The sequence below is a fragment of the Desulfosoma profundi genome (assembly GCF_055387865.1).
In genome coordinates this window covers 2101712-2114941 of record NZ_AP042420.1, presented here as the reverse complement: position 1 = coordinate 2114941, position 13230 = coordinate 2101712, and the positions used below count along the sequence as shown (strand labels likewise).

Here is a 13230-nt window from a genome sequence, read left to right as displayed (position 1 = left end):
GTCGCTTCAACATACCCGGCAGGTTTGCCGCCATCCCGTGTGACGGTCCGCCGTGCGGCCCTCGGAAAAGGATTCGGTCATTGAAGCGGGAATAGGAGGACACATGGCCGAGATCAAGAGCACTTTAGACATCGTCTTGGAAAAGACCAAACACCTTGTGCTCACCGCCGAAGAGCGAGAAGCCCTGGAACGGCAGGAACATTTGGAAAAGGTTCCCGGCATTGTGCAACGGTTTTTGGATGGCGCCTGGAGCGTCAACCAGATGCGCGAAGCGTGGCACCACATCCCCGAGCCTTTTCGAGAAGAGGCGCGCACGCATATCCTTCACAGACTCTTGGGCGCATTGTCCGATGAGGAGAGTGTGAAAAAAATCATCCCTGCCATGGAAGCCTTCGCGTCGGAGGCGGACGCACCCTACGTGCGTCGATTGGCCCTAATCGCCACTCCGAATCCGGACTCTGAACATTCCTGGGACATTCAACGCCAACGGCGATTGGCCGCTTTGGCCGAAAGGGGCATCCGTGGAGATGCCGTGCATGTCACCCCCGACCTCGATCCCACATGGCAAACATCGCGAGCAGCCTTAGTACGGGCCATTGATGATGTGAAGACCGAATGGCGCGCGGTTCTCGCCCCGAATGTCACCGGCCCCTTGAAAGGATAACCGGCACGTGGTCTCCGGGCTCCGAGTCATGGCGATTTGCCCGTGCTCTCGGTGGGTCGCATCCTCGGCCGTCGACTCGTGAAACCATCTCGATGGAGATCGATGAAAGTCCGGAACACCGCGTGCGACGAATCGGCGGGACCGGGTAGCCCTGAAGTCAAACGGACACCTCACGATCCCCGGACAAGGGAACCCCCGATTGGAGGAAACCTTCGGAATCGCCGAGGCACCGGCATGCTTACGAGCCCTGGGGACCAAAGAAGTACTGGCGAATGAGATAAAAATTCTGTTTCACATCGCCTCGGCCTTCCAACACCGGTCCATGACCTGGGCACAGCACCTGGACATCCAAGTCCATCAGTTTTTCCAAACTGCGAACCAGGAGGCCGGGATCTCCCCCAGGAAGGTCCACACGGCCGACACTCTGGGCAAACACCACGTCTCCGGAAAAAAGCACCCCTTTTTCTTCCCAGTACAGACAGACCGAACCGGGGGCGTGTCCCGGTGTTTCCAACACTCGAAACACTTCGGAATCCAGTTCCAACCGCCCTTCCTTGATGTAAAAATCCACCGGAAAATCCGGCATCCTGCGCCCGGTCACATGCTCCCATTGGGCACTGAAGCCCTTGATAAAGCTCACGGCCGCCTCGTGCATGGTGGTGAGCGCCCCGAGCTCTTTGAGCTTCAGCAGCCCCTCGCAATGGTCTGGATGAGGGTGCGTGGCTATGGCCAGGTCAATGTCTTCCAGACTGAAGCCGTCCTGCGCCATCCTGGCTTCCAGATGGTGGAGCAGATGGGCGTGCCCTGGATCGATGAGGACTCTGAGAGGGCCGTCGATCAAGTAACTGTTACAGTTGTTTTCCGTATAACTCTGCCACGGATAGATATACAGACTTTTCGGTAAAGGCATCGTGCTGTCCACCTCCACATTCCCGCTCGAGCGCGCGGGCACAGCCGTGGTCAGACCGTGCCCACTGTCCTGATCCCTTCCAATGGGACGCATGCCGGTTCTGTGTCCATCCGATTTATTCTACTCCGGGGTCCGATCACGGTCCGACATCCTCGTGGGGCCTCGTGTGCTTCCAGACTTCGAATGCCATCGGAATGCATCGCGAAGGCACACCCGGAGGTTAGTGTAAATCCCCGGTCGGCTGTTGATCAAGTAAAGGGCATGGTTGACATGAAAAAGTTCATGGATCAGCCGGCACACCTCCACGCCCTCCACCCCTTTGCCCGTGGGGGCCAAGGCCTCTTGAAACAGCACAGCGATCTTGTCGCGCATGCGCAGTTCGGTGTCCACCAAGAAGACGGCGACATCCGGCTGCAAATCCTTGAGCCGGTTCAGGAACGCCCTCACCGCCGGCATCTCCACACCCCGCGGCGGGGATGACTTGACCTCCACATACACCAGACGGTGATTCACTAAAGCGATGACGTCATAGTCGCCCCCGTGGCGCGTGCGGTCGAGGCGGACGTTGAAAATACCCGGGGCGAGGAATTCGCGTTGGAAAATCTGCCACACGAACCATTCCAGTGTCGGGCCGAAGCTGGGCACAGGATCCCGCAGCCATTGCCAACGCCACTGGCCGTCCACATGAAGAAGTCCGATTTGGGCCAGCTCCTTGAGGTAAGCACGCACGGTTTTCAGGGAGCAGTATCGCATGAGGGAATCCAAGGACGCCCCGTCGGGGCTTCGGATCAAATCCCGCAAAAAGAGCCGAAAAGAATAGCGGCGCAGCAGAGTGTAAAACCGATCCACAGCGTTGGACTGCGCTTCGGGAGGCAGCATCACTTGGGTTGTGTCGCCATGATGGACCACGGGAAGGCCCCTCTGGCTCAAAGCCCTTTCCACGGGGTGCACCCACGCGGCCTGGGAACCTTTGAGCATGTCCAGCTCGTGCTCCAGTCGATCCAGCCGTTCTGACAGCCGGCGAATGGCCTCCCACTCCTTTTCCCCCATTACGACGGCACCTCGGTGAGACAGACATCCACGGGCTTGTCAAGGTGCACCCGGATTTCGTAGAAACCGTCCATGTAAGAGCTGTCCACAAGATAGCCCAATTTTTGAAACACACCGAAGACCCTCTCATTGCCCGGCCGAATATAAGCCCGAAACAGATGAATCCCGTTTTTCACGGCTATCTCGGTAAGGTACTGAATCATAAAAGAGGCAATGCCTCGTCGTCCGTAGTCCGGGTGGACGGAAAAATCCACTTCCGCCGCAGGCGATTCTTCATCGGCAACATACCGCCCCACAGCGACGATTCGTTCTTCCCCGATATCCCCCACCAGGCCCACAAGTGTCATTTCTTTTTCGTAATCGATGTTGACCAGACGGTTGACATCCACCTGGGGATACACCTTCATGGTGGACAAAAATCGGATATAGGCTTCGTCTTTTGGCAGGGAATAGAAGAACTCTCGAAGCCAGCGTTCATCGGTCGGCTTCGCTGGACGGAAGAAAACCTCCGTCTGTTCATCGAACACCTGGGTGATCTCGAGCTGTTCAGGATAAATGGCCTTGGCGGCTCGAATGGCAAACTGTTCCCTTTTCAGCAATTGGATGCGGTACGCGTGGCGCGTGAGCTCTTCGCGAAAATCGGGATGGGCGATGCCGATCAATGCCAAGGCTCGTTCCCGCAGGCTTTTGCCCTGGAGTTGCGCAATACCATATTCGGTGACCACATACTGGACTCCGCCCCGAGTGGTCACCACACCGCCGCCCGGCGTCAGGGTCGCCACGATGCGTGATTTGCCGTCTTCGGTCAAAGAAGGCAGCACCGTGATGGTTTTCCCTCCCTTGGAATTGCGGGCGCCTCTCAGAAAATCCACGGAGCCTCCCACGCCGCTGTAAATCTGATACCCCAGGGAGTCTGAACAGACCTGCCCGGTCAAATCGATTTCCATGGCGGAATTGACGCATACCATTTTGTCGTTTTGCGAAATGACCAAATAATTATTCGTGTATTCCACGGGATAAAGAGCGACCATGGGATTGTTGTCAACAAAATCGTACAATGCCCGGGTGCCGATACAAAAGCTCGCGACGATCTTTCCCGGATGAAGTGTCTTTCTCGCGTTGGTGATGACCCCTTTTTCCACGAGATGAAGGTAAGGGTCGGTGAGCATGTCCGTATGGACGCCGATGTCTTTCTTGTCTTCCAGAGCGTAAATGACAGCGCTCGGGATGGAACCGACACCCACACGGATGGTGGATCCATCTTCAATGAGTTTGGCCGCCTGCGCCCCGATAGCCATCGCCGTCGGGGTCAGGGGGGACGGAGACATCTCCAACAACGGTTCATCCCACGGGATCAGGGCGTGGATCTCGTCGATGTGGATAAAGGTATCCCCTAGGGTCCGAGGCATGTGGCTGTTGATTTGAGCCACGACCATTTTGGCCGTTTCGGCGGCCGCTTTGACAATGTCCACCGAAATGCCCAGGGAACAAAAACCGTGTTCGTCCGGAGGGGACACCTGGATGAGGGCCACATCTATGGGCAGAGCACCGCTTCGAAACAACCCGGGCACATCCCCCAAATTGATGGGGGTATAATCGGCACGGCCCTCCGCGACGGCCTTACGAGAAGCCGCCGCCACAAAAAACGACTTGAGACGGCACTTGTCATGATAACTTTCTTCGAGGAACGTGTGGGTCCCCAGGCTGAGGATGTGGAGTATTTCGATATCCGCCAGACTCGGCAGCGTTTCCTCCAAAGCCCGCACCAGCTTCTGAGGCTCACCGCAGGCCGATCCGATAAAAATTCTCTGACCTCTCTTGAGGTTCCTGAAAGCACGGCGTGTGTCCGTGAGTTTTTTGTCGTAGCGTTCCCGCCACGAACGGACGATATCTTCACTCGTCTCTGGGTGACCACCGGGGCTGAGGCTCATGAGCTCTTTTTCCTCATGTTTGAGAGCGGTGTCCATTTGGCTTGGGCCGGCGCCATAAGTAAAGGATCCCTGCGGCAATCATCATCGCCGCGCAGAGCACCTGTCCCATGGTCCACTGGCCCCAAAGAAATCCAAGGTTTTCGTCAGGCTCACGAAAAAACTCGATGACAAATCGGATCAATCCATAAAAGAAAAGAAAAGCCGTAACGATAAAGCCGTTCCATCGCTCTTTGCGCGACAGAGCCCAGAGGAGAAGAAACAAGAGCAGGCCCTCGCCGAAAGCTTCATACAGTTGGGATGGATGCCGAGGCAGCGGACCGCCATCGGGGAAAATCATGGCCCAAGGAACATGACTCGGCCGCCCGTAGAGCTCACCGTTGATAAAATTGCCGAGGCGTCCCAGCCCCAAACCGACGGGTGCCGTCACCGCGATGCAATCCGCCACCCCGAAAAACGGCAGCCGGGCACGACGGCAATAAAGCCAGCCTGCAAACACGCAGCCGAGAAATCCACCATGGAAGGACATCCCGCCGTGCCACGTGGCGATGATTTCCAAAGGATGATCCCAGTAGAATTTCCAGTTGTCGTATTGATAAAAGATGAGGAAACCCAACCTCGCCCCCACCACCAAGCCCGCCGCCAGATACAAAATGAGATCCTGCATCTTCTCGGGCGTCAACCCGATCTGTTTCGCTTTGGGCAGTCTGGGTGCCAAGAAATAGGTGGTCAAGAACCCGAGGACGTACATCAGGCCGTACCATCGGATGCGGATCGGCCCCACGATCAGGATTTCGGGACGTATATTAGGATACGGAAGCACCGGCCATCGCCCTCCTTTCCAGGGGCATATAAACACACCCGCGCCAACACCGTCAACGCCGCCCAACCCGGCGGCTTGTGCGAGTGGGGATTGGCGAGCGTCTCCGAAAACCATCGGATCCTCCGGTTTTTGTCACACCGGCCGGGAGACTTGACGCCTCTGAAGCACTTCGGGGGTTGCCTCCATGAGGAGAAAAGTCTGCCGAACCTTCATCATTCTTGCGGCACTGTTCAGGGTGCCCCGCTTTTAGACACAGGAGTCCGTTTCGTGCGACCACTAGAGCGACCGTTCGGGAACGGCGCTCCACCGAGCGCCCCCGTGCTGGGCCGTTCCCCGGAGGCGACCTGTGCCGGAGTCGATTCATTGACACCCTAGGGGGGCTGTGGCATAGTTTGAACCCCGTTGCCGGATGTTTTATGAGTCAGGCAATTCCACGAATCTATTGACATATATCGTTTTTGAAGACGTGCGGGTGGAAATGAACAGCACAGAGTTGGGGAAAAGCCTGCTGGAGGAGCCCTTCGGGAGAAAGAGCGGCTGTTGGATCGACGGCGCCGAGCATTTGACGGGGTCGTGGATGGTCGTGGTCGATCCGGCCTCGGAAACTCCCTTTGCTTCCGTCCCGGTCTGTGACGCCGCATGGGTCACGATGGCCGTCGCCGGGGCAGCCAAAGCCCAAAAACACTGGAAAGCCGCCCCACCGCAGAAACGTCGAGATATCCTCCGATCTTTGGGGGCCGCAGTCCGGTCCCACAGGGAATACCTCAGCGCCCTCTTGAGCCGTGAAACGGGTAAGCCGCAACGGGCCGCGGCCGCGGAAGTCGACAATACGGCGCAACTCATCGACTATTTTGCCGAAGAAGGCTATCGGCTCTCGGGCCTTCTTCCCCTGCTGGGTGACCCTCATCGCCACACCCTTGTGGTTCGAGAACCGTTGGGCGTGGTGGCAGCGATCACCCCTTTCAATTACCCCTTGAGCACCCTCGTGTGTAAGGCCGCCCCCGCCCTGGCCGTCGGCTGTGCGGTGGTCGCCAAACCCGACGAGCACACGCCTTTGTCGACCTTGGAACTGGCAAAACTCGCCGCACAATCGGGCCTCCCGCCCGGCCTTCTCCAGGTCGTGACAGGACCCGGCCCGACCACGGGAGCTGCATTGGTGGATCACCCGGACGTCCACGGCATCACCTTTACCGGCAGCACCGAGGTCGGCAAAGAAATCCACAGACGGGCCGCCGCCGGGGTCAAACGCGTGATTCTGGAATTAGGCGGGTCATGCCCTGCAATCGTGTGCCAGGACGCGGATTGGCGCGAGCACCTGACCTCCATGGTTGCCCAAGCCTACAAGAACTCAGGCCAGTACTGCTACCGCATCACCCGCTTCTACGTGGCCCGGTCCCTATGGGAAGATTTCGTTTCCGCCTTCGTCTCCCGCACGATGCAGCTCACGGTGGGCCCCCCGGACGATTCAGCCGCGGAATTGGGCCCGCTCAACCATCAGGGTATCCTGGAACGCGTCACGCGTCAGGTCGCTCGATTTCGAGAAGCCGGGGCGACGATTCACCAGGCTTCCTTGCCGGCACGGCTCACTCGGGGTTTCTACTACCCACCCACCGTCATCGTGGACATCCCCCCGCGCCTGCCGGCGCTCCAGGAGGAAATCTTTGGACCTGTCACGCTTCTCATCCCGTTCCACGATGAAGAGGAGGCGGTTCATGAGGCCAACCATTCTCCCTACGGCCTAGCGGCCTACGTCTTCACACGGGATCTGGCCAAGGGCGTGCGCTTGGCCCACAGGCTGGAAGCGGGAAGCGTCTGGATCAACGGCATCCACCAAGCGCTTCCGGAGGCTCCCTTCGGCGGGATGAAGGAAAGCGGACTCGGCCGGGAAAAATCCCGCTTCGGCGTTGAAGCCTTCACCGAATTGAAAACCATATATATGGCATACTGAAAGGGGGCGCACGGATGGTTCCCATTGTTTGCTTTGTCGGCGCATCCAACGTCGGAAAAACCACCTTCTTGGAAAAACTCATTCCTGCCTTGACGCGACGGGGCTACCGGATCGGGACGGTCAAACACGATGTCCACGGATTCCAAATGGATCGCGAAGGCAAAGACACGTGGCGTCATGCTCAAGCGGGAGCACAAACCATCGCCATCTCCTCACCCCTACGGATCGCCACCATCCGCACCGTTTCAGACGAACTTCCCTTGGAAGAGGTGGTTTCACGCTATTTCTGGGACGAGCACATCGTCCTTGCCGAAGGGTTCAAACGCTCCGTGTTTCCGAAGGTCGAAATTTTTCGCCCGGAGATCGAGCCACAGCCCCTGTGCTCGGCATCGGACAATGTGATTGCCATGGTCACGGATGCGCCCGTGGACACGGATCTGCCCCGGTTTGCGTTTTCCGAGGTAGAGGGCCTGGCGGATTTTATTGAAGACCGGTACCTCAAGAATCGCACAAAGCCGCGGGTGCTGGTCCAGCTCGACGGCAAAAAACTGCCCATGAAGGATTTCGTTCAAGATTTCATCGCCGGCGGCGTCGTGGGCATGGTTTCCCAGCTTCGAGGATGGAAACGCCCAAGACAACTGCGACTGACCATTACGTTGGAGGACGAGGCGTGATCGCCGGAGCCGTCTTGGCCGGCGGTGAAAGCCGACGCTTCGGCCGGAACAAGGCTCTCGAGGTTTTCCGAGGCATGCGCCTCATCGACCGGGCCGTTGCCAACCTGGCGACCGTGTGCGAGCCGATGATGGTCATCGCCAACGATCTTCAGCCGTACGCCGATCTCAATGTCCTCCTGGTGCGGGACATCCTTCCCCGTTTCGGGCCCCTTGCGGGAATTTTTACGGCCCTCTACTTTTCTCCGCATCCATGGGTGTTTGTCCGCGCTACGGACATGCCCTTTTTGGATCTTCCTCTGGCACATGCACTGATCTCCCTCACCCAACAGTCCCACGTGGACGTCATCGTGCCCAAGAAAGGGGAGGCTTTCGAGCCGCTTATGGCTCTTTACCACGTCCGCTGTCTCCCCCACATCCGACGGTGCATCGAAGCGGATCAACGCCGGGTGATCAGCTTCTATAGAAGCGTCCGTGTGCACGCCGTGGAAGACACTCAGTGGCGGCGGTACGACCCGGAGGGATTCAGTTTGTTGAATATCAACACGGCGGAAGATTGGGAGCGCATCATGGCGCTTTTCGCTGAGCCTGAACCCGGCAACCCTCGGGGTGAGGGAACGTGACACCTTCACGCCAAACCGTTTCTTTGAAGGAAGCTGCGGAGCTTGCCGCCCTGTGCGTGAACCGGGCGTCGGCCCAATGGATCCCGCTGGATGCCGCCTTGGGGAGAGTCCTCGCCCGGGACCTCATGGCGCCGTTTCCGATTCCCGGTGAAGCCCGTTCCCGGATGGACGGATATGCCGTGCGATCCGCCGACACTCGTGGCGCCTCTCGTCGAGTTCCTCGGGAGCTCCCCACCGTGGAGACTTCATTCCTGGCGGCGGGAACGGATCCCACCTCGGAGCTGAAACCGGGAACCGCGCGGCGGATTTTCACCGGGGCCGTCCTCCCCCAAGGTGCTGATGCCGTTGTTCCGGACGAAGATGCAGAGTCTGCCGGCAACGTACTGAAAATCCACCGGGAAGTTTTCCCGGGCGATTGGGTGACCCTTCCAGGAGAGCAGATAGAGACGGGAGAAACCGCCCTTCGTGCCGGCTCTTTCTTAACCCCCGGACGAATCGCTGCAGCCGCCGCCTTGGGTTATGCGCTCCTTCCCGTAATCCCTCGATGTCAGGTTGCCGTGGCGAGTACGGGAGATGAGTTGTTGGAGCTTGGAACACCTCAGGCTTCTGGGAGCTCTTACGCCGACAGCCGCTATTTTCTCGCCGCTTTCCTGCGCTCCATCGGGGCCGTGCCGATCCATCTTGGGTGTATCGAAGACGCGCTTTCCAGCCTGACGGTTTCTCTCGACAGAGCACCCGGGGATGTGGTGGTCACCACGGGCGGTACCGGCCACGGCGCAAAGGACCTGATTTTAAAGGCATGGTCTGAACTCGAGGTGGTCACCGTTTTCCAGGGGGTCTCCATGAAACCGGGCGGGGGAACCGCCTTGGGACATCGCCACGGCCAGGTCTTCTGGGCGCTCCCCGGATCACCCTGGGCTGTGGAAGTGGCCTTCCACGAACTCCTCATGCCCATGTTTCGGACGTGGTACGGCACACAAGAACTTATTGCGCCGATGTTTGCGGCAGCGCTGCGCAGGGAACTCACATGGCGAGGTCCTGCCGCTCGGGCCGTTCCCGGATATCTCTTCTTTCACGAGGGGCAGGTCCAGTTTGATCCGATGCCCGAAACGTCATCGAATCACTTGACTTTTCATGCAGAAAGGAATGCCTATGCCCTGCTCCCACCGCACGCCGGAAAGCTTTCCCCGGAACTCCTGTCACGGTCAGGATGCGTGCCGGAAGCTCTCCGGAGTCCTTGGTCGGCCATTGAAAGTCCGGTCCGCTGTCCGCGGCAACGGCCGGTCGATCCGCTTTGGCAGCCGATCGGTTAAGGTCCCTCTTTGGGACGACACTGCTTTGCACCCCACGGCAGTCCAATGGGGACCGCACCTTTGGCCGATCGTCGGGGTCAGGCTCCTCGTCATCCTCCAACGCGCCTTTTCCCCACACGGTGACCGCCGGTATCGGCTTCTTTTCGGACCTTCCGAACGGGTGTCCCCGTATGCTTCACCAGGGCTCCGGTTTTTCGCGGATGTTCAACTTCGGCTCGAAAGACCACAGTCCACGTGCACCCGGAGTCCACACAAAAAGGGACCGGTCTTCGCAAATGCCACTATTCAACACTGCGCAGACCGTGTATAGTGCGAGCTCGATTTCTCAAGTGCAGAGGGGATACTATCCATGCTCAAAGGGACCTATCTCGAAACCCAATACTACAAGCTCCTCCAAACCTATCTGGTTCCCATCCTGGTTCGGTTGAAGCTTCAGCCCAATCACGTTTCCCTGTTGGGTCTGGCATGCAGTGCAGCGGCAGGCATAGGGTTTCTGTTTCAGCCCTTTTGGGGTGGAGTCCTCACTTTGGCGGCCGGCCTGGTGGACACCCTGGATGGGAGTCTCGCGCGCACCACCGGCCTAGCCCGCAGATCGGGAGCGTTTCTCGACTCGGTCTTGGACCGCTACTCCGAATTTCTCATCTATGTCGGCATCTGGGGCTATTTTTACCGGAAGGGCACCTCGGAACCGGTGCTTTCCCTGCTCATCCTCTGCATCCTCTTCGGATCTCTCATGGTGAGCTACACAAGGGCACGTGCCGAAGGGCTGGGGCAAAAATGCCTGGTGGGCTTCCTGCAACGTGGAGAGCGGGTCATCCTCCTGGGGCTGGGCGGCATTGCCAATCCCGCTTTCAACTCACTCTCCCGGCTCCCCGTGAGTTCTTCCGCCGAAGATGCCTTCCTCATGGTGATTCTGTTCGTCTTGGCCGTCGGCACAAACCTCACAGCTTTATGGCGCTTCTGGCACGTTTTGGAGACGCTGCGTCGTGAATCGCCCACAGAACCCGCCCACGACGCCAAGAGCTGACCCAACCCCGCGGGCGGCTCTCCGCTCCGCTTTAGAGCACAGGCTCGGGGAGTTTGCGCAAGATGACGCGGTCATCTTCCCGGTAGATTTCAAAAGAGTCCCCGATGGAAAACCCCAATTGGTCGATTAAAAGCGCCTTATTCAAGGTGATACTTCCGCTTTGACCAATGGTGCGATGGTTCGTCGTCTTGATGACAACCGAGGGGACCGCGGCAGCATCCTGCTTTGGGCGTCGCCGCACCACAGGCTTGGAAACAACCACCGGCTCCGGCCTTTCAGGCTCTTTTTGCGCCACGCGCGGCGCCGAAACCACTCGCGTGTGTCGGTGCTGGGTGGATTCGGAGGCGGCCCGGTGCTTGCCGAAACCCATCTGAGGAATTTCCCCCAATTCCATCAAACCCTTGAGATATAAATCCTGAACTTCGCTTTTCAATCGCAGTCCGAAAAGCTTCTGGACCGCCTCCAAGGAACGGCCGTTGCGAATCTCGTTGACAATCAATTTAGGATCGATGTTTTTGTATTCCACATCCATAGTACGTTCCTTTCTGGAAAACATCTCATGTCACCTCACAAAACCTGAGTAGCTTCATGAATCAGACTTTTTGTTTTTCTCTACAGTTGCATTCCTACACACGTTGAGTGGCCCCAAGAGAGACTGAACTTGTCGGCACATCTCAAGGGAACGGTGCGCCCCGCCCGTGTGGACTCCTTGGATGGTCAAAACCTCACCAGCAGAGGATTCTTCCTAACAAGTATATTGTCAACTCACGAGTTTCGGGAATTTTTCGAGATGCGACGTCAGTCTTTCAACGGCATAGTTTTCCTAACAGAGTCTGCCCTGATAATCAACCATCTTTCTCAAATTTTTTGATCGCCTTAAAAGATAAGCGCCCAACACGTTTTGAAAAGGGGGCGTCGCAGCGCGCCTTTATAAGGGAAGCCCCGACGCAGGTCAATGGCAAAGCATCAAAAAACGTGTTTTTCTCGACACTGCCCCGCCTTAACGCCTTTCTTTCGAACCCCAGGAATCTTTTCTTATGGGGCGCCGAGGATGCGCGAAAGATCCCGCGTCAAAACGGCCACACGCTCGGCATGGCGCTCACTCAGGGTCCCGCACCCGCAGCTCGGCGTCACAAGGCTTTGCCGGAGCACAGACTCCACAGATCTTTCATCACCACACAGCCCTTTGACCTGATCCTTCCACCGTTCGGCCAGTTCTTCGGCGGAAACAGCGTCGATTACGGCTTCTTCCGACGTGGGCACCATGCCCCACGCCACAATCCCCCCTCGATCCCAGAAGTCGAAACACTGTTTCCGATACAAGGCAAAACGGTCGAAATACTGGTAGGCATCCAGATTGATAATATCCAACGGACAGTCAAAGATCAGGCCCCAGTCGGTGTTCGCGCAGACATGCACGCCCACCAAGGCTCCGGCACGCCTCACGGGTTCGGCGACCTCTGTGAGCAATGTTTTCACGTCATGCGCGGATACGGTAATAAAGGCGGACGTCCCAAAGCCCGCCAGGGCCGGCTCGTCCAGGAACAAAATCACGGGCCTTCCGAAACGCCCCAGCTGCCTCACCTGCCACAACGCTTTCATGGCCAGATGCTTGACGACGACATCCCGGAGCCGATCGTCAAACAGGAGGGCGCGCCGTCTGTGATCCGTCAGCCCGCTTAACAAAGTGAAAGGTCCGACGATCTGCCCCTTCACCGCGCTCCACGTCGCCGGCCTTGACCGGAGGCGCTCCATAAAGAGCCGGAACGTCCGTCCGGTTTCCTCACCCATAGCAAACCGCGACGCATCCAAAAGAGCGGGGGAGGCTTCGACGGCCAGATAATCTTCGTAGAAAGACAAGATTTCTTCATCCGAGCCTTCCGTGTCCACCCACATCCGACCGTCTTCTTGGCGCAATCCGGGAAGACCTTCCAGGTATTGGACCATCATCTGTTCGGCGGGATACTTGGGCAACTGGGGCCATACGGGAATATCGGTCATGGTTTCGAGAACCACAGAAACCGCCCTTTCTGGATCCGTGTGGGGCAGACTCCCCACCAGAGTCGCTCGTCCTGCGGCTGTAAAAAGTTCCATTGCAATGATTCTCCAGGAAAGGTATGTTTTTATCTTGCGTATATTTTTATAGAATCGGGGTTGCCGCAGAGACCGTCCACGTCCTACCCGCCCAGTCGTCTATCATAGCGCGGCTCCCTCGTCAAACGCGGCGGCGACGGAAAACCCGAAAATCGAACCTGCCTTCTGGTTCGGCGCAC

Annotated in this window: 12 protein-coding genes; 6 read left to right on the top strand and 6 right to left on the bottom strand. The window is 58.0% G+C overall.

Going from position 1 to position 13230, the window contains the following annotated elements:
* Positions 1 to 103 precede the first annotated feature (103 nt).
* Positions 104 to 664, top strand: coding sequence for a hypothetical protein (locus ACZ5K9_RS09135; protein WP_464271029.1), 561 nt, complete (start codon positions 104 to 106; stop codon positions 662 to 664).
* Between the two features lie 238 nt (positions 665 to 902).
* Here the strand turns inward: ACZ5K9_RS09135 and ACZ5K9_RS09130 are convergent, their stop codons facing one another.
* From ACZ5K9_RS09130 to lgt, 4 genes are all read right to left on the bottom strand, one after another.
* On the bottom strand, positions 903 to 1574 hold the full coding sequence (locus ACZ5K9_RS09130) for an MBL fold metallo-hydrolase (protein WP_464271028.1): 672 nt from the start codon (positions 1572 to 1574) through the stop codon (positions 903 to 905).
* Between the two features lie 120 nt (positions 1575 to 1694).
* Positions 1695 to 2624, bottom strand: coding sequence for a hypothetical protein (locus ACZ5K9_RS09125; RefSeq protein WP_464271027.1), 930 nt, complete (start codon positions 2622 to 2624; stop codon positions 1695 to 1697).
* Positions 2624 to 4555 carry a GNAT family N-acetyltransferase gene (locus ACZ5K9_RS09120; RefSeq protein ID WP_464271026.1) on the bottom strand — a complete coding sequence of 644 codons (1932 nt, stop codon included), beginning with the start codon at positions 4553 to 4555 and terminating at the stop codon, positions 2624 to 2626. Before ACZ5K9_RS09120 ends, ACZ5K9_RS09125 begins: the two co-directional genes overlap by 1 nt.
* A 13-nt stretch (positions 4556 to 4568) precedes the next feature.
* On the bottom strand, positions 4569 to 5375 hold the full coding sequence (gene lgt, locus ACZ5K9_RS09115; protein WP_464271025.1) for a prolipoprotein diacylglyceryl transferase: 807 nt from the start codon (positions 5373 to 5375) through the stop codon (positions 4569 to 4571).
* Between the two features lie 478 nt (positions 5376 to 5853).
* Here lgt and ACZ5K9_RS09110 point away from each other — a divergent pair, with 478 nt between their 5' ends.
* The 5 genes from ACZ5K9_RS09110 (at position 5854) to ACZ5K9_RS09090 (ending at position 10957) form a co-directional block, all read left to right on the top strand.
* Positions 5854 to 7323, top strand: a complete 1470-nt coding sequence (locus ACZ5K9_RS09110) for an aldehyde dehydrogenase family protein (protein ID WP_464271024.1) — start codon at positions 5854 to 5856, stop codon at positions 7321 to 7323.
* Positions 7324 to 7337: 14 nt separating this feature from the next.
* Positions 7338 to 7997: a molybdopterin-guanine dinucleotide biosynthesis protein B gene (gene mobB / locus ACZ5K9_RS09105; protein ID WP_464271023.1), complete on the top strand. Its 660-nt coding sequence runs from the start codon at positions 7338 to 7340 to the stop codon at positions 7995 to 7997.
* Positions 7994 to 8617 (top strand): molybdenum cofactor guanylyltransferase, encoded by a 624-nt coding sequence (gene mobA, locus ACZ5K9_RS09100; RefSeq protein ID WP_464271022.1) that lies wholly within the window; start codon positions 7994 to 7996, stop codon positions 8615 to 8617. Before mobB ends, mobA begins: the two co-directional genes overlap by 4 nt.
* Positions 8614 to 9930 (top strand): molybdopterin molybdotransferase MoeA, encoded by a 1317-nt coding sequence (locus tag ACZ5K9_RS09095; RefSeq protein WP_464271021.1) that lies wholly within the window; start codon positions 8614 to 8616, stop codon positions 9928 to 9930. The genes mobA and ACZ5K9_RS09095 overlap by 4 nt, the downstream gene beginning before the upstream one ends.
* Before the next feature lie 349 nt (positions 9931 to 10279).
* Positions 10280 to 10957 (top strand): CDP-alcohol phosphatidyltransferase family protein, encoded by a 678-nt coding sequence (locus ACZ5K9_RS09090; protein ID WP_464271020.1) that lies wholly within the window; start codon positions 10280 to 10282, stop codon positions 10955 to 10957.
* Positions 10958 to 10988: 31 nt separating this feature from the next.
* Here the strand turns inward: ACZ5K9_RS09090 and ACZ5K9_RS09085 are convergent, their stop codons facing one another.
* On the bottom strand, positions 10989 to 11513 hold the full coding sequence (locus ACZ5K9_RS09085; protein WP_464271019.1) for an AbrB/MazE/SpoVT family DNA-binding domain-containing protein: 525 nt from the start codon (positions 11511 to 11513) through the stop codon (positions 10989 to 10991).
* Between the two features lie 479 nt (positions 11514 to 11992).
* A complete protein-coding gene (locus tag ACZ5K9_RS09080; RefSeq protein ID WP_464271018.1) occupies positions 11993 to 13051 on the bottom strand; it encodes a uroporphyrinogen decarboxylase/cobalamine-independent methonine synthase family protein in 1059 nt (352 codons plus the stop codon).
* Positions 13052 to 13230: the final 179 nt, after the last annotated feature.

Excerpts from the sequence above, each read along its gene's own strand:
- ACZ5K9_RS09120 (WP_464271026.1), bottom strand. The coding sequence starts at position 4,555 with ATGAGCCTCAGCCCCGGTGGTCACCCAGAGACGAGTGAAGATATCGTC.
- ACZ5K9_RS09125 (WP_464271027.1), bottom strand. The coding sequence starts at position 2,624 with ATGGGGGAAAAGGAGTGGGAGGCCATTCGCCGGCTGTCAGAACGGCTG.
- ACZ5K9_RS09085 (WP_464271019.1), bottom strand. The coding sequence starts at position 11,513 with ATGTTTTCCAGAAAGGAACGTACTATGGATGTGGAATACAAAAACATC.
- ACZ5K9_RS09135 (WP_464271029.1), top strand. The coding sequence starts at position 104 with ATGGCCGAGATCAAGAGCACTTTAGACATCGTCTTGGAAAAGACCAAA.
- mobB (WP_464271023.1), top strand. The coding sequence starts at position 7,338 with ATGGTTCCCATTGTTTGCTTTGTCGGCGCATCCAACGTCGGAAAAACC.
- ACZ5K9_RS09110 (WP_464271024.1), top strand. The coding sequence starts at position 5,854 with ATGAACAGCACAGAGTTGGGGAAAAGCCTGCTGGAGGAGCCCTTCGGG.
- ACZ5K9_RS09130 (WP_464271028.1), bottom strand. The coding sequence starts at position 1,574 with ATGCCTTTACCGAAAAGTCTGTATATCTATCCGTGGCAGAGTTATACG.
- ACZ5K9_RS09090 (WP_464271020.1), top strand. The coding sequence starts at position 10,280 with ATGCTCAAAGGGACCTATCTCGAAACCCAATACTACAAGCTCCTCCAA.
- ACZ5K9_RS09080 (WP_464271018.1), bottom strand. The coding sequence starts at position 13,051 with ATGGAACTTTTTACAGCCGCAGGACGAGCGACTCTGGTGGGGAGTCTG.